Origin of the sequence: Devosia pacifica, from assembly GCF_014652635.1 — a bacterium.
GTDB classification, from domain to species: domain Bacteria; phylum Pseudomonadota; class Alphaproteobacteria; order Rhizobiales; family Devosiaceae; genus Devosia; species Devosia pacifica.
This window is the reverse complement of record NZ_BMZE01000002.1, coordinates 122504-138437: the sequence shown is the minus strand read 5'-3', so window position 1 is coordinate 138437 and position 15934 is coordinate 122504. Positions and strand designations below refer to the sequence as shown.

The 15934-nt window shown below is 61.9% G+C and carries 11 protein-coding genes; 7 read left to right on the top strand and 4 right to left on the bottom strand.

Annotation, left to right across the window (positions count from 1 at the left end):
- Window positions 1-68 precede the first annotated feature (68 nt).
- The gene (gene lepA, locus IE127_RS07775) at window positions 69-1874 is read left to right on the top strand and encodes a translation elongation factor 4 (RefSeq protein WP_189424990.1); all 1806 of its coding nucleotides are present in this window, start codon (window positions 69-71) and stop codon (window positions 1872-1874) included.
- An 81-nt stretch (window positions 1875-1955) separates the two neighbouring features.
- On the top strand, window positions 1956-2423 hold the full coding sequence (locus IE127_RS07770; protein ID WP_189424988.1) for a glutathione peroxidase: 468 nt from the start codon (window positions 1956-1958) through the stop codon (window positions 2421-2423).
- 66 nt (window positions 2424-2489) lie between these two features.
- Here IE127_RS07770 and IE127_RS07765 read toward each other — a convergent pair whose 3' ends face one another.
- From IE127_RS07765 to IE127_RS07755, 3 genes are all read right to left on the bottom strand, one after another.
- Window positions 2490-3389, bottom strand: coding sequence for a cell wall hydrolase (locus tag IE127_RS07765; protein WP_189424986.1), 900 nt, complete (start codon window positions 3387-3389; stop codon window positions 2490-2492).
- A 405-nt stretch (window positions 3390-3794) separates the two neighbouring features.
- Window positions 3795-4478, bottom strand: coding sequence for an HAD family hydrolase (locus IE127_RS07760; RefSeq protein WP_189424985.1), 684 nt, complete (start codon window positions 4476-4478; stop codon window positions 3795-3797).
- 63 nt (window positions 4479-4541) lie between these two features.
- Window positions 4542-6899, bottom strand: a complete 2358-nt coding sequence (locus IE127_RS07755) for a mechanosensitive ion channel domain-containing protein (protein WP_189424983.1) — start codon at window positions 6897-6899, stop codon at window positions 4542-4544.
- A 267-nt stretch (window positions 6900-7166) separates the two neighbouring features.
- Here IE127_RS07755 and IE127_RS07750 point away from each other — a divergent pair, with 267 nt between their 5' ends.
- Window positions 7167-7604, top strand: a complete 438-nt coding sequence (locus IE127_RS07750; protein WP_189424981.1) for an FKBP-type peptidyl-prolyl cis-trans isomerase — start codon at window positions 7167-7169, stop codon at window positions 7602-7604.
- A 52-nt stretch (window positions 7605-7656) separates the two neighbouring features.
- On the opposite strand, the gene IE127_RS07745 is transcribed toward IE127_RS07750, so the two are convergent.
- Window positions 7657-8244, bottom strand: coding sequence for a GNAT family N-acetyltransferase (locus tag IE127_RS07745; protein ID WP_189424979.1), 588 nt, complete (start codon window positions 8242-8244; stop codon window positions 7657-7659).
- Between the two features lie 116 nt (window positions 8245-8360).
- Between IE127_RS07745 and IE127_RS07740 the strand changes: the two genes are divergently transcribed.
- From IE127_RS07740 to trxA, 4 genes are all read left to right on the top strand, one after another.
- On the top strand, window positions 8361-9059 hold the full coding sequence (locus IE127_RS07740; protein WP_189424977.1) for a nucleotidyltransferase family protein: 699 nt from the start codon (window positions 8361-8363) through the stop codon (window positions 9057-9059).
- Window positions 9059-12067: a double-strand break repair protein AddB gene (gene addB, locus IE127_RS07735; protein ID WP_189424975.1), complete on the top strand. Its 3009-nt coding sequence runs from the start codon at window positions 9059-9061 to the stop codon at window positions 12065-12067. Before IE127_RS07740 ends, addB begins: the two co-directional genes overlap by 1 nt.
- Window positions 12064-15474, top strand: a complete 3411-nt coding sequence (addA, locus tag IE127_RS07730) for a double-strand break repair helicase AddA (RefSeq protein ID WP_189424973.1) — start codon at window positions 12064-12066, stop codon at window positions 15472-15474. Before addB ends, addA begins: the two co-directional genes overlap by 4 nt.
- Window positions 15475-15551: 77 nt before the next feature.
- Window positions 15552-15878, top strand: a complete 327-nt coding sequence (gene trxA / locus IE127_RS07725) for a thioredoxin (protein WP_189426048.1) — start codon at window positions 15552-15554, stop codon at window positions 15876-15878.
- Window positions 15879-15934: the final 56 nt, after the last annotated feature.

Genomic DNA, 15934 nt, shown 5'->3' with positions numbered 1-15934 from the left:
CGCGGAACAGCGTTTACCCGCGATAAACCACCTTTGCGGCGCACCGGGGTTCTGCTATCAGCCGGCCCATGACAACGCCGCTCAAGAATATCCGCAACTTTTCCATCGTGGCCCATATCGACCACGGCAAGTCGACGCTTGCTGATCGGTTGATCCAGAACACTGGTGGGCTCGACTTGCGCGAGATGAAGGACCAGGTCCTCGACTCGATGGACATCGAGCGCGAACGCGGCATCACCATCAAGGCGCAGACGGTTCGGCTGAACTATCACGCCGAAGATGGCGAGACTTATGTCCTCAACCTGATCGACACGCCCGGCCACGTCGATTTCGCTTATGAGGTCAACCGCTCGCTCGCGGCGTGTGAGGGCTCGCTGCTGGTTGTTGATGCCAGCCAGGGTGTCGAGGCGCAGACGCTCGCCAATGTCTATCACGCGATCGAGGTGAACCACGAGATCGTCCCGGTTCTCAACAAGATCGACTTGCCGGCGGCGGAGCCCGAACGCATCAAGCAGCAGATCGAGGACGTCATCGGCATTGACGCGTCGGACTCGGTCGAGATCTCGGCCAAGACGGGCTTTGGTATCGACAAGGTGCTTGAAGCCATCGTCAAACGCCTGCCGCCTCCCGTTGGCGAAGAAGACGCGCCGCTCAAGGCGCTGCTGGTCGATTCCTGGTACGACACCTATCTCGGCGTCATCGTCCTCATCCGCGTGATCGACGGGCGGATCAGGAAGGGCCAGAAGATCCGGATGATGAACACCGGGGCCGCCTATGAACTCGACCGGGTCGGCGTCTTTTCGCCCAAGCTCGTCGATGTCGGCGAACTCGGGCCCGGCGAGATCGGCTTTTTCACTGCCTCGATCAAGGAAGTGGCCGATACCAATGTCGGCGACACGATCACGGACGACAAGAAACCAACCGCAAAGGCGCTCCCGGGCTTCCGCCCGGCCCAGCCTGTGGTGTTCTGCGGCCTGTTCCCTGTGGACGCTTCGGATTTCGAGGAATTGCGCGGCGCTATGGGCAAGCTGCGGCTGAACGATGCGAGCTTCTCTTACGAGATGGAGACATCGGCGGCGCTGGGCTTCGGGTTCCGTTGCGGCTTTCTGGGGCTTTTGCACCTCGAGATCATCCAGGAGCGCCTGAGCCGTGAGTTCGATCTCGACCTCATCGCGACCGCACCGTCGGTGGTTTACGAGGTGGAGATGACCGACGGGGAACTGATCAACCTTCACAACCCGGCCGACCTGCCGGACGTCGTCAAGATCGAGGAAATCCGTGAGCCGTGGATCAAGGCGACGATCCTGACGCCTGACGAATTTCTCGGTGGCGTCCTGAAGCTCTGCCAGGACCGGCGCGGCATCCAAACCAACCTCACCTATGTCGGCCAACGTGCGATGGTCGAGTATGATCTGCCGCTGAACGAGGTGGTGTTCGACTTCTACGACCGGCTGAAATCGATCTCCAAGGGCTATGCCAGCTTCGACTACCAGCTTGCCGATTACCGCACCGGCGACCTGGTGAAACTGTCGATCCTCGTCAATGCGGAACCCGTCGATGCATTGGCAATGCTGGTGCACCGCTCAGCCGCGGAAAGCCGCGGGCGTGTGATGTGCGAAAAGCTCAAGGAACTGATCCCGCCGCATCTGTTCACCATCCCGATCCAGGCCGCAATCGGCGGTAAGGTCATCGCGCGCGAGACCGTGCGCGCCATGCGCAAGGATGTGACGGCGAAATGCTATGGCGGCGACGCCACCCGCAAGCGCAAGCTTTTGGAAAAGCAGAAGGCCGGCAAGAAGCGCATGCGCCAGTTCGGCTCGGTCGAGATCCCGCAAGAGGCTTTCATCAAGGCGCTGAAGATGGGTGACGACTAACCCGACGGAACATTGAAGGCTTGTGCGAATTCAGGATGGGGATACGCTTTCGCGTCCCACCTGAACATCGTAGAGGCTTTGATGACCGATATTTTCGCCCTTGAGATGCCGTTGCTCAACGGCCGCCCGGTTCCGTTCGAAGACTATCGCGGCAAACATCTGCTGATCGTCAACGTGGCGAGCAAGTGTGGCCTGACGCCACAATATGCAGGGCTCGAGGTGCTATGGCGAAAGTTTCGGGACCAGGGGCTGATGGTGCTCGGCTTTCCCTGCAATCAATTCGGAGAGCAGGAGCCGGGCAGCTCGTCGGAAATCGCCGAGTTTTGCTCCACCACCTATGATGTGACGTTTCCCGTATTCGAGAAGATCGAGGTCAACGGTGACAACACCGACGCGCTGTTTGCGGAGCTCAAGCGGCAAAAGCCCGGAGACATCGCGTGGAACTTCACCAAGTTCCTTGTGGCGCCCAATGGGGAGGTTGTCGAGCGCTTTGAGCCGCAGACGGCGCCCGAGGATATGACGGACACGATTGCAAAGGCGCTCGATTAGTCGGGCCCGTCAGCAAAAAGCCGCCCGAAACGGGCGGCTGCAATGCTTCAAGAATGCGGTTGAGCCTTAATTCGGCGCATAGAAGATGTGCGAACCGATCTGCGCGACGCGTGTGAAAACGCGTGACCATGACGGTTTCACGGCAGTGGTGTGATAATAGAGCACTGAGGACGGAAGCGTCTCAAGTCCTTCGCCAAGCGCATATTCTGTGTAGACCTCATCGGCAAGCGCCTTGGAGCGCAGCCAGGCGCGCCGTTCTGTCGGATTATCCGAGCGGCCGTCGCAGGCAAAAGTAAACTGGCAGCGATACCGGCCCTTGTCGGCGTTCTGATAGACGACGCCGCAAAGGCTCGAGGGGTAGCGGTTCGACAAGGCCCGGTTGACGATCACATTGGCCACCGCCATTTGGCCGGACGCCGATTCACCACGGGCCTCATGATAGATGGCCTGGGCGAGACAATCGCGCTCTTTGTCTGCTTTGAGAATTCGTTCCTGCGTTGGCAGGTAGCCGTCCTGAACATAAGCGGAGAGCAGGGAATCATTGAGGCCGGAATCGTCCTCATCGGCAGTGAAGCTTGAGATCGCCTGTAGCGCGGTATTGCCTGCGCCGAGCGAACCACGCGCGATATAGCCCATTGCGACATCGCTCTGCTGGCCGCCAGCCGACAGGGCACGATTATAAAACCCGTCAAAGCTCCTCAACGCATTCTGGCGCTCGACGTAATTGGCAAGCAACTCTTGCGTCAGTGGCTGCGTTCCGGGAGCGACGGGAACCGCAAAGGTCCCGCTTGATGGCTGCGTTCGGGCTTCGGCTATAGAGGCCGGCATGGCAGCAGGAACAATGGCGTCTACGGACGTTTCCGTTGCGTATGCCGTGTGGGTGGTGGCCAAAGCCACGACGGCGACCGCACACATCGCTACGGCGCGTGACACGGCACGCGCAGTTTTAAGTCCCAGAGACGTCAATCTGCCCCGTCCTTCCCCTTGAGACCGCCCGAAACACGGGCACCCTCGGTTATCCCTAGAGCGCGAAATGAGCTGGAAGCCCAAGTTCGCGGCGGCCTCGTGGCCGCTTGCAGCAAGTCCGGTTGCACCGTAGCCAAACCGCGCGCTTCTGCAACCAAATTTTACCGGTGGTTAACCATAGCGCTTAGCGGGTTAATTCACGGTTAACAGGCAGCGTCCGCCACGAAAAGCCTTATCAGACAATGGTTTGGTCTATGCTCAACGAGCCATTGCACCGACAATTAAAAGTTTATCGATCACGCACAGCGCGGCATTTTGGTTAATGAAGTGTTGCAGAGACGAAACGCCGCAGCGACGACGGCGGTCGCTTTCCGCCCGCCATAGTCTTCACGCAGGGAGTAAGGTTCAGCTTCGCGGGAAGAATGCGGCCCGATGCACGTGATCAAGGCTTTCCATCACGGCGATACCAAGGGCCCGGATTTCTTCGCTCGGGTGGATCAGGTCCGGTACCATGATCGTCTGCATCCCGGCGGCGTGCGCGGCCTTCACACCAGCGTGGCTGTCCTCGAGCGCGAGGCAGGCACGCGGTTCTACACCTAGCCGTTGCGCTGCCATCAGGTAGGGCTCCGGATGCGGCTTCGGATTGATGACATCATCACGCGTGACGACGGTTTCGAACCGGTGCAGGAGCCCCGCCGTGCCAAGATGCAGTTCGGCGTGCGGTCGCCGCGAGGAAGTCGCGACCGCGCTCGGGATCCCGCGTGAATGTAGCTCGTCGATCAATTCGCGCGCGCCCGCTTTCACCGGAACGTCGGTGTGCATGCGCGTCTTCATGATCGCCCGGCACTTGTCGTCGAACAGCGCGTAGGGAAAGGCCACGCCATAAGCTTCGATCAGCAACTGGTTGGTGCGTTCGTGGCTCGAGCCCACCATCGAGCGGTGAACCTCGTCCGTCATTTCGAAACCGAGCTCCTCGCAGACCTCGAAGACGATCGTGCGGAACACCGCCTCGGTGTCGAGGATGGTGCCGTCCATATCGAAGATCACGGCTTCGAACGGGGCAAGGTTGAGATGCAGATCGATGCTCATGGGCTCTCCATAGACCTGTTTCACGACACCGCAAAGTCATCCGGTGGCGCAACGTTTGCCTGGTCAACGCGGCGCATCTCCGTCGTCGTCATCGCGATCATTGTCGGGAAGGCCGGGCGTTTGTGCCGATGGCGTCGCGCGACGCTGGCGCTTGCGCTTCGGCGGTGTCTTGCCACTCGCGCCAGGCGCCTCGCCATCCTCGATGACATGCATCGGGGGCGCCTTGCCCGCCTTGTCGACACCGAAATAGACCGTCTGATGCGGGAACGGGATCTCGATATCGCGCTCGTCAAAGATGCGCTTCAGCACCGCGTTATACGCGCGCCCCACGCCCCATTGCTGGCCCGGCAAGGTCTTGATGCGCAGCCGCAGGATCACGGCGCTGTCATCGAACCGGTCAAGCCCCATCCATTCAGGCTGCCGGTCGACGAGGTTTGGCGCAACGTCCGGGTCTTCCATCAAAAGGTCATAGGCATCGAACATCGCCTGTTTCACGTCGTCGACATTCTCGCGATAAGCCACGCCCATGTCGCATAGCGCATAGGCGAAGCCGCGCATGTAGTTCGAAACGGTATCGACCGAAGAGAACGGCACCAGATGATAGACGCCATTGAGGTCGCGGAGTCCCGCCGAGCGGATGGTGAGGCGTTCGACGCTACCGGAAATGCCGCCGATTTCGACCACGTCTCCAACATCGATGGCGCCTTCGAGCTGCATGAAAATGCCGGTGATGATATCCTGCACCAGCTTTTGCGCGCCAAAACCGATGGCGAGGCCGATAACACCGGCGGAGGCCAGCAGCGGCGCGATGTTGATGCCGATTTCGGCGAGGCAGAACATCAGCGTAAAGACGATGATGGCAACCGTGATGGCGTTGCGCAGCAATATTAGCAGCGTGCGCTCACGCGACGTTACCGAATGGCCGGCCGCAGGCTGCAGCCTGTAGTCGACCCAGGAACTGACGGTCAGCCAGATGGCGAACGCGACGAAAAGAATGACCGCGACCGTGATGATCGCGGCGGTTATGCGGCCGCCCAATTCGGACTCCAGCCACCCGGCGACGCTGAACACGCCGATCGCATCGAGCACGTAGCCAGCGACGATAATCACCACCAGGATTCGCAGCACTGTCAGGGCGCGTGGAACGAAGGAATTAAGCCTTTGCTCCAGCAGCGGCACTTTCGAGCTGACGCCTTCCGGCAGGCGAATACCGGCCATGATGATGCGGCTGATGATGGTGCCGACGATAGCGCCGATGATGATGGCAATGATGATCTTGCCGGTTGCTGCGAGCATCCCGAGCAGCACGGCCTCGGGCCAGATCACCACGACAGCGAACAGGATGATCAGGTAGACAAGTACCGGCAGGTGCCAGAACCGGGCGATGAAGTGCAACACGCCGCCCGGATCGTCGCTCGTCAGGTGCAGCAGCCACTGCCCAACCGGCTGGCGGAGCCGCAATGTGAGGTTCACGAGGAGCGCCAGCACGATCAGGTATCCGACCACCGAAATCGCCTCGCCGGCGGAAATCGACACGTAGCGGTCGAATACCGGCACGATCAGAAGCTGCACGAAAGCCAGGATCGAGACCGTTATGCGGGCCCAGCGGGTGAGGGCGATTGCCTGCTCGTTCGGCAGTGCCACCAGCCGCAATTGCGGTCGTCCGGGGCTGAGGATGGCGCGCACGAAGGCGTGTATGACTTCAACCAGCAGGAAAGCGTTGAGAAACAGCGAATGGTGGAAGGCAATGCGACCGGCCGTGCTGAGGAACGTGACCGCCATGATCTGCCCGGCGGCCCAGGCGACAACCACCATGATGAGGTTCGAAACCAGCAGGAAGACGGTTGCCAGCAAAGCGGCAAGTACGCCTGAACGCGCCGAGCGAAGCTTGAGGACGTTGCGGAAGTTCTCGGTAAGATAACGGGCGAGAAAGAAAACGCCGTAAGTGACCAGCACCAGCAGCGCGAGATCGATGGTCAGTTCGCCGATGACACGATAGTCGGCATCCCCCAGCGCCGTGAACAGCGCCGGCGCCTGCTGGATCTGGTCAACGAATCCGTCGACCGATTCCGCCGCCGATTCCGTCATGCTTTTGGTAAAATCGGCGATGCGCCCGCCAAACGTGTTGACGTCATCTTCGATCGTTGGCACCGGCTGTTCGGCAGGTGCCTGAAGCTGGGCTTCAAGTTCCTCGATCAGCTCTTGTCGGGCGGTATCGTCCCGCAAGACCTCCAGCAAGGCTTCGAGCGGTTGCTGTTCCGCCGCGGGATCCTCGCTTGTCGATTCGGTTTCAGCGGGGGCCGTCAGGCCGGGAATGGTCTGCGCTGAGGCAAACGGAGATACCAGAAGCGTGATCAGCACGGTGAGGATGGCAAGGCCCATCCGGCTCGTGCCGGACTTCGTGAGCCGCGAATCGAACATGCGCACGGATGCTCCTGAAACTACACGTAAGGCGATTAACCGGTGGTTAGGCTAAGTTAACGGCATTTATGCCTTTGTAATGCCAATAGGATCAAGCCGCTTGCGATAGTTATGAGGCGTTCTTGAGCGCTGCCGGTTTACATCGGCAACAGAGTTCCTAGATTAGAGGTCCGCACCGCGCAGCAATCGGCCGCGTGGATTGTCGTGAACGGACCGCATGGCGCCCCGAAGCGTTCGGTCCCAAGAAAATCCTCAAAGGACGAGCACATGACCCAAGCCAAATCCGGCGACACTGTGCGCATCAATTATACCGGTCGTCTGACCGATGGCACTGAATTCGATTCCTCCGCAGGCCGCGAGCCGCTGGAGTTCACCTTGGGGGCCGGCCAGGTCATCCCGGGTCTTGAAAAGCATATCGATGGCATGGAAGTTGGCGCCAAGGACACGGTAACCATCCCGTCCGACGCAGCCTATGGCCCACATCGGCCTGAGGCGATCCAGACCGTTGAGCGTGCAAGCGTGCCGGAAAACGTGCCGCTCGATATCGGCGCACAGCTGCAGGCCCGTACCCCTGACGGCCAGACTGTCCCGCTGACAGTGGTGGGTGTCGACGAAAGCAGCGTGCAGCTCGATGCCAATCATCCGCTTGCCGGCAAGGATCTGGTCTTCGACGTGGAACTCGTCGAGATCGTCAACGCCGCCTAATCTGGCATGGGCCGGCGCGCTTTGCAGTTGGTCGCCAATCGCGACCGGCGCTTTAGAGCGCCCGGCCCATCCATGTCTCATCGTCTTTGGAAAGGCGTTCGAAGCCCAGACGGGCGTAGAATGCCTTTGCCCGGTCATTGCTTGGTGAAACGCCAAGATGTACCTGCTCAGCACCTGCCTGGCGTAGCGCTTCGAGCTCTGCTTCGATCAACATGCGACCATTTCCCTTGCCCTGCGCTTTTGGCAGCAGATTGATGTGCAGGTGAGCCGGATAGTCCGCAACGATCTCTTCCGGCGGCATGCTCGGCGAAGCGACGATATCGAGAACGCTCTGATCCTTCTTGCGAACGGCCTGACGTCCGGCAAGCCGGCGCCGCTGTACCGGCCACCAGTGCTCCTCCAGCTTTTGCGCAAATGCCTGCGTATCGGGTGTGCCGACGACGTAGCCGAGGACGCGATCCTCCTCCGCAAGGACAAGCGCGCAGCCTGGCTCGAATTCCAGGTAGGGTACCGCCCACACAAGCCCCGGATATTCCTTGTCCCAGTAAAGCGCGCTGGCATCAGCGCCAGAATCGGCAGTGCGCAGGCAAATATCGAACAGCGCCTGCCTGTCGTTCTCGGTGGCCTGACGAACATCCATGGGTGAAGTCTCCAAGGTTTTTGCTGCAGCAGTGATTAGCCGCAAACCGGGCCAGCGCCAATGGCTTGCGCGGCCTTGGCACTGGACAGCATTGCCGGCACGAGGTCATATCGGGCATGTCGTTTGCCGCGCGATTCCCCTCGACCATGCTGCTCGCTGCCGGCCTCGGTACGCGACTGCGCCCGCTTACCAACGAAACGCCAAAGCCTCTGGTGCCGCTCGCCGGCAAACCGTTGATCGAGCATGTCATCGCAGCGTTTCGCGCCGAGGGTGCCGAAACATTTGTCGTCAACACGCATTACCGTGCGGCGCAGATAAAGACGCATTTCGCCGCTCGAGACAATGTTGTGGTAATTGAAGAAGATGTGCTGCTCGGCACGGGCGGCGGCGTTCGCAATGCCCTGCCTGCGCTCGAGAGCGAACACATCTTCATTGCCAATACCGATGCCGTGTGGCCCCTCGGCAATGATCGTCCGTTGACCCGTATGCAGGCGCGCCACGAAGACAACCGATCAGCGATGACGCTGCTCTGCGCGCATCCGGCGCGCGCCACCGGGTTCTCTCGCAGCCATGATTTCTGCCTTGATCCGCGCGGGCGTGTGACGCGGGACAGCGGTCTTCCGGTGATTTATGCGGGGATTGCGCTGGCGCGGCGCAGCCTGTTCGAAGAGATGGCACCCGGGCCGGCTTCGCTGTTCCCGCTGATGGAACGGGCGCTTGAAGAAGATCAGTTGAGCGGCGTGCTGCTCGACGCTCCGTGGCACCATGTCGGTGATCCGCACGGTCTCGCGCTTGCCGAGGCGGCGTTCAGCTGATGGGCGGATTGTTCACCATCGCCCCGCACGCGCCATTTCTCGAAACCCTGGCCGAGCGCATGCTGAGCGGCGCGCTGTTCCCTGACTGGCAGCGAACAGGGCCATTCTGGCTTGCCGATATGACCGTGGTGCTGCCGACGCGGCGTGCCCGCCAGGCGCTGGCGGAAATTTTCGCGCGCAATGGCGCGGTGCTCTTGCCGGACATGCGCACGTTCGGCGGCGAAGCCGCGGACGAGGAGCCCTTTCTGCCGCCCTTTGATGCTCCGGTGCCACCGCCCGCCGCGAGCCGGCTGGAGCGCACAATGGCGCTTTCGCGCCTGATCGCGAAATGGTCCGAAACTCCGGCGGGCCGCGAAGCATTTGCCACCCCGCCCAATGCGGCCGAGATGCTGGCGATGGCCGAGTCCCTCGGCGATCTCATCGATGATCTGGAAACTGAAGGGTGTACCGCCGATAGCCTTTCGGCGATTGTTCCCGATGAGTTGGCCGAAAATTGGCAGCAAACGCTGCGATTTCTCGAGATTGCGCTGTCATATTGGCCCGAGGAGCTGAAAGGCCGGGGTAAGGCGGATTCGGTCAGCCTGCGTACGATGCGGCTCGATCGCCAGGCCGAGGCGGCGAGGCTTGTCTATGGCGACCGGCCGGTCATCGCGGCGGGCTCGACCGGCTCAATCCCGGCGACGGCGCGCCTGCTGGGCGCCATCCATGCTTTGCCGCGTGGCGCGGTGGTGCTGCCGGGGCTCGATACCGATCTGACGGCAACAGCCCACCAGCAGTTGATTGATGGCGCGACCGCTTCGCATGGCCATGCTCAATACGGCCTGGCACGCCTGCTGCGCCGGCTGGGTGCCGGGATCGGCGATGTCAGGGAACTCGCCGAAGAGCCAGCGGCGCGGACCAAGCTCTTGCGCCAGGCGCTGGCGCCGGCAGAGGCGACGGCTCACTGGGCGGACAACCGCTTTGGCAAACGGCGTCTGGCCGAAGCGACGAACGGGCTTTCGATTCTTTGCGCACGCACCCTCGATGAGGAAGCGCGCGCCATTGCTTTGGCAGCCCGGCAGGGTCTCGTCGAGACCAAGACGGTGGGCATCGTCACGCCCGATCGAAACCTTGCGCGGCGGATTGCTGCGGAGCTGGCCCGGTTCGGTGTATTTGTCGACGATGCTGCCGGCCAGCCGCTGTTTCAATCCCCGGCCGGACGGATGCTGCGCGAAATTCTTGCGGTCGCCGCCAATGATTACGCCCCCATCGACCTGATGGCGCTGCTGCGTAATCCGGCTCTGTCGATCGATGGCGAGGCGCGTCTGTCGGGGCGGGTGGTTTCCAATATCGAATACGGGCTATTGCGGGGCCAGCGTCCGGGGCCGGGTGTTCAGGGGCTGCGCCAGGTGCTCAAGGACAATGTCAGCCGGCGCACCACGCATCCGGCGCGCAGGCTTGATGAGAGCGCCGCACCAGCGATCGAGGCGGTGTTGAAAGGGCTGGAAGAGGCCCTGCGGCCTGTAGCCGAACTCCTCGCAATGCCGTTTATCGATGCCGCCAGCCTCGCTGTTGCACTGTCGTCAGCCTTCGATGCGCTCGTCTCGCCAACAGCGGTGCCAGACGGGACCGAGGAGTATCACCGCTGGTGCGAGGAAACGATCCGACATGGCGGCGACGGCATGCGCTTCAGGCCGCGCGGCCTCGATGAGGTTCTTGGCGTCTTGATGCGCGGCTTCGAGGTGCGCAACAGCGCGCCGCGCCGCACCGATATCGCCATCTGGGGACAACTCGAAGCGCGGCTGCAAAGCCCGGATCTGGTGATCGTTGCGGCGCTCAATGAGGATGTCTGGCCGGAAGTCGCCGATCCCGGCCCCTGGCTGAGCCGCGCCATGCGGATCGCTGCCGGGCTTGAGCCGCCTGAGCGGCGGATCGGTCTAGCAGCGCATGACTTCGAAATGGCGCTCGGCAACCGTGAGGTGATCCTGGCCTTCGCCGAGCGCCTCGGCACCGGGCCTGCAGTGCCATCGCGTTTTGTGCAGCGGCTCGAGGCGTTTGTCGGCAAGGACTGTACGGCGATGCTTCGCCAGCGCGGCGCGGTCTGGTGTCGTGATGCGCGGCGCCTTGATGGTTCGCCCGGCAGTCGTCGGGCTCGCCGTCCCGAACCGAATCCGCCAGTCGCCGTCAGGCCGCGCCAACTCTCGGTCACCGAGATCGAGACCCTGTTCCGAAGCCCCTACGATATCTATGCGCGCCATGTGCTTGGTCTCAAGGAATATGACCGGCTTGGCGACGATCCGAGCGGGCGGGAGCGCGGCACCCTCATTCACAACGTGCTCGGCGACTTCATCGCCGCAGGTCACGATATCGCGGCGCCCGATGCGCTCGACAGGCTCAAGGCCATGTCCATTGAGGCGTTCGCCGGTCTCGACGCAATCGCTGACCGCCGCCAGATCTGGCTGCGCCGATTTGGCCGCGCTGCAGAAAAATTCCTCATATTCGAACGTGAGCGTGACGCGCAGATCGAGCGACGGCTGGCAGAGTTGAAGGGCCGCTGGGAGTTGCCGCTGCCAGAGCCGTTCGTCTTGACCGGCCGCGCCGACCGGATCGATGTGCGACGGGACGGGTTGATCGAGATCCTCGATTTCAAGACAGGCAGCCTGCCGACGCCTCGCGAAATGAGGGAGTTCGAGGCCCCGCAGATGCTGCTGGAGGCGGCAATGGTTGCATCGGGTGCGATTGAGAGCGTTGAGCCGGCGTCTGCCGGGGTCCTGACCTACGTCAAGATCGGGTTCGACCCGCAGGCATTCCGTCCCACGCCGTTTGCACTGGCGCCGGGGCGTGACCTCGACACGATGGTTGAAGAAGCCTCGCGCAGGACACAGATGCTGATCGAGGCGCTGCTGTTCCATCAAAGGCCGCTGATCTCCCAGCTCTACCCCAAGCCGACGCAACGCTTTGCCGGCGCCTATGACCATCTGGCGCGAGTGGCCGAATGGAGCCTCGCGGAGGGAGATGAATCGGTTTGACCCGTGCCTTCGACATTCCTGCCGACACGATCAACCATCAGCGCCAGGCCTCAAACCCTACCGGGTCTGCGTGGGTTTCGGCCAATGCCGGCTCCGGCAAGACGCATGTCCTCACCCAGCGCGTGCTGCGTCTGCTGCTGGCTGGCGCTCAGCCGGAAGCCATATTGTGCCTGACCTATACAAAGGCGGCAGCGGCCGAAATGCGCAGCCGCATCTCGGCGGTTCTGGGTGAGTGGGCGATCATCGAAGATGCAGAGCTTGACGCGAAGCTTCTTGAACTTGGACAGACGATAACTGAGCCATTGCGCCTCAAGGCGCGCCAGCTGTTTGCCCGTGCTCTCGAGACGCCAGGGGGGCTCAAGATCGTCACCATCCACGCCTTTTGTGAGAGCGTGCTGCACAGGTTTCCGCTGGAAGCTGAAGTGCCGTTCGATTTTACGGTGATCGAGGATGTCGCCCGGGCAGAACTGATCCGGCAATCGCGCGAGGCGGTGCTCGCCGCCGGGTTGCGTGGCGATGCCGGTACTGAAGCGGTCGAAGAACTGTTCGATCAGATGAGCGATTTCGCCATCGATGAGGCCATTAGCGCAGCACTTGGCGCCGGCCGGCGGCTGGGCGTCGTGCTTTCTGATCCGCAAGGGGCAAAGCACCGGCTGCGCACGCTTGTAGATTATCGCGGACGCACGGCCGAGGCGGTCGAAAACGAGATGATCGCGGATCGGCTGATAGGGCCAGGCGAGATCACGCGGATCTTTTCGATCTGTCCGCCACAGCCCGGCAAGAACACCTTCGAAGCCAATCTGGCGTTGCTCGACGCCGAGAGCCCGTCTCTCGATGGCTGGCTGGCAGTTTTTCTGACCAACGAGCTCGAGGTGCGCAAAAACTTTCCGAAAAAGGCGCTCTATGCCGGCGATCAGATTCTGGCGGAGCGGGTACTGGTGGAAGCGGAGCGGCTCGCAGCGCTCTGCATCGAGCGCAAGACGGCCCGCTTGGTCGTTCGCTCGGAAGCGTTGCTCGATGTTCTCGGCTCGATCACCGGCGAATATGAAGCACGCAAGCGTGCCCGCTCGCTGCTCGATTTTGATGATCTTATCGACCGGCTCGCCAGCCTGTTGTCTGACCAGCACAAGGCGTGGGTACAATACAAGCTCGATGCCGGCATCCACCACATCCTTGTCGATGAAAGCCAGGACACCAACCCGGCGCAATGGCGAGTCGTGCGCGCGCTAGCGGATGAGTTCTTCACCGGAGCCGGGCAGGTCGCCGGGCCGAGAACCCTGTTTTCAGTGGGTGACCCGAAACAGTCCATCTATTCGTTCCAGGGTGCCGAGCCACGGCTGTTTCTCGAAACTGGACGGTACTACGGCCAGCGCGCCGAAGAGGTGAAGGCCGACTTTTCCGATATCGAACTCAAGACCAGTTTTCGCACCCTGCGGCCAATACTCGAAGCGGTCGACAAGGTTTGCGCCCAGGAGGATATCCGCAAGGCGTTGCTCGCAACGCTCGTCCACCACGACACGGCGCGGACCCATGAAGGCGGTAGCGTAACTCTCTGGCCGCCGGTTCAGCAGACGAACGAGCGTGAGCCCAGTGATGCCTGGCCGCTCGAACCGCTGGACTCGGCGGAAACAGCCCAGCGCCAGATCGCGCAAAAGATCGCCGCCAACATCAAGCGCTGGCTCGACAGCGGGCGCACCCGCGTCAACGGTGAGCCGTTGCGCGCCGATGACATCATGATCCTGGTGCAGACGCGCTCGACGCTGTTTCACGAGATCATTCAGGCGCTGATGGCGGCCAATGTCCCGACCCCCGGTGCGGACCGGCTCGGCGTCACCGGCCATATCGCAGTGATGGACCTGATGTCGCTCGCCGATGTCTTGTCCAGTCCCGACGATGACCTGCAACTTGCGGCGGTGCTGCGCTCGCCGCTGTTCGATGTTGGCGAAGAGGACCTGTTCGAGATCGCCCACGGGCGCACGGGTACGCTGTGGCAGGCGCTGCAGCAGACGCAGAATGTCCATGGCGCCGCAGCCGCGGGAAACCTGACCCGATGGCGCGGGCGGCTGGGCACCGACCGGCCCTATGAGTTCTTCACGCATATTCTTTATGCTGAAGGCGGGCTTGAACGCTTTCACGCCCGGCTCGGCCCGGAAGTCGATGACGTTTTCGGGGAATTCCTGTCGCTTGCACTTGATCATGAGCAGGACAGCCAACCCTCGATGACCGGGTTCCTCGCGGCGATGCGTCGCCAGGATGTGATGATCAAGCGCGAACTCGCCGAGAGCGGCGGGGGCGTGCGGGTAATGACGGTGCACGGCGCCAAAGGACTCGAGGCGCCGGTCGTCATTCTGGCCGATGCGGCCACCACACCCTCCGGAACTCAACTCAATGGCGCGGTCTATCTGCTCGACACGGCGCCAGGACCCCTTCTGCTTCATGCCGCGAGGGGCGCGGACCATGTGCCCCAGACGCTGCCGATCCGCGAGGCAATGCGCAAGGCACTCGAGGATGAGTATTGGCGCCGGCTTTATGTCGGCATGACGCGCGCCGAAGAGGCGCTTTATGTCACCGGCGCGCTCACACCCGGAAAGACCGCCGAATCACAGCTGGCGAACTCCTGGTACCAGGCAATCGAGCGGGCCTTGCGCGACGAGGCGCGGATCGAAACCGACGAGGCGGGCGACGAAACGGCGCTGGTCTATCCGGCCCATGCCGGGGACAGTGCCGGCCGGCGCAGCGCTCCCATGGCAGTGGAACTCGACCTCGTCAGCCTGCCGCCGCTGCGTCAGCCGAAGCTTGTGGCGGTCGTACAGCCCTCTTCAGCAGGAACAAATCGTGCCGGCGCCATGAACCTCGAGCCGGCGGTTCAATCCGTGCGCGATGCCGAGGAGGCGCGCAAGGCGGGGCTGGCGCTGCACGCCCTGCTGCAGCATCTCGCGACGATCGAGGCCGACCAACGTCACAAGATTGCAGAAAAGGCGATGCCGGCGCTGTTGCCGGAGCACCCCCATCTGCACGACGAACTGGTGGCGAAGGCGTGCTCGATTCTGTCCGCGCCACAACTCCAGCACCTGTTCGGCCCGGCTAGTCGGGCAGAGGTGCCGTTCCTTGCCAGCGCTCGGCGCAAAGGTGAGGCGGTTCGCCTGGTTGGTCGTATTGACCGGCTGGTTGTTGACGCGGAAGGGGTTTTGGTGGTCGACTACAAGTCCGACGCGAGTCTGCCAAAATCTGCGCAGGCGGTGCCGGGAAACTATGTTACCCAGCTGGGGCTATATGCGTTGGTTGCAGGTCAGCTCTTCCCAGATATGCCGGTTCGCGCCGCTATCCTTTGGACATCGTTGGAATCACTGATGTATTTTGATCCCGGGCAATTGGCGCAAGCCGCGCACGAGTTCACCTTGGAGTGAACAAGATTGTTCCTGGGGTGGACTCTCACCAGCTTTTCCAACACACAGGCCACCGCTTTTCAACGAGAAGGCAAAATCTGATGACCACACAAGTTTCCGACGCCAATTTCGGCGAGGAAGTTCTGAACTCCAAAGAACCCGTTCTGGTGGATTTTTGGGCCGAGTGGTGCGGGCCATGCCGTGCGATCGCGCCGGTCCTAGAGGAATTGTCGAGCGAGCTCGCCGGCAAGGTGAAGATCGTCAAGCTCAATATTGACGAGAATCCCTCGACCACCGTCAAGTACGGTGTGCGCTCCATTCCCACCATGATTCTGTTCAAGGACGGCGAAGCCGCCGACATGAAGATTGGCGCCGGTACACCCAAGGCCGGATTGACCAAATGGCTTGAAGGCCACGCCGCCTGATCGGACAGCCTCTAAGCCCGTAACAAAAAAGCGCCGGCATCAGCCGGCGCTTTTTT

Bases quoted from the DNA above. Each gene is read 5' to 3' on its own strand.
- IE127_RS07745 (WP_189424979.1), bottom strand. From the start codon at position 8,244: ATGGATGTTCGTCAGGCCACCGAGAACGACAGGCAGGCGCTGTTCGAT.
- IE127_RS07755 (WP_189424983.1), bottom strand. From the start codon at position 6,899: ATGTTCGATTCGCGGCTCACGAAGTCCGGCACGAGCCGGATGGGCCTT.
- IE127_RS07740 (WP_189424977.1), top strand. From the start codon at position 8,361: ATGTCGTTTGCCGCGCGATTCCCCTCGACCATGCTGCTCGCTGCCGGC.
- lepA (WP_189424990.1), top strand. From the start codon at position 69: ATGACAACGCCGCTCAAGAATATCCGCAACTTTTCCATCGTGGCCCAT.
- IE127_RS07770 (WP_189424988.1), top strand. From the start codon at position 1,956: ATGACCGATATTTTCGCCCTTGAGATGCCGTTGCTCAACGGCCGCCCG.
- IE127_RS07760 (WP_189424985.1), bottom strand. From the start codon at position 4,478: ATGAGCATCGATCTGCATCTCAACCTTGCCCCGTTCGAAGCCGTGATC.
- addB (WP_189424975.1), top strand. From the start codon at position 9,059: ATGGGCGGATTGTTCACCATCGCCCCGCACGCGCCATTTCTCGAAACC.
- IE127_RS07750 (WP_189424981.1), top strand. From the start codon at position 7,167: ATGACCCAAGCCAAATCCGGCGACACTGTGCGCATCAATTATACCGGT.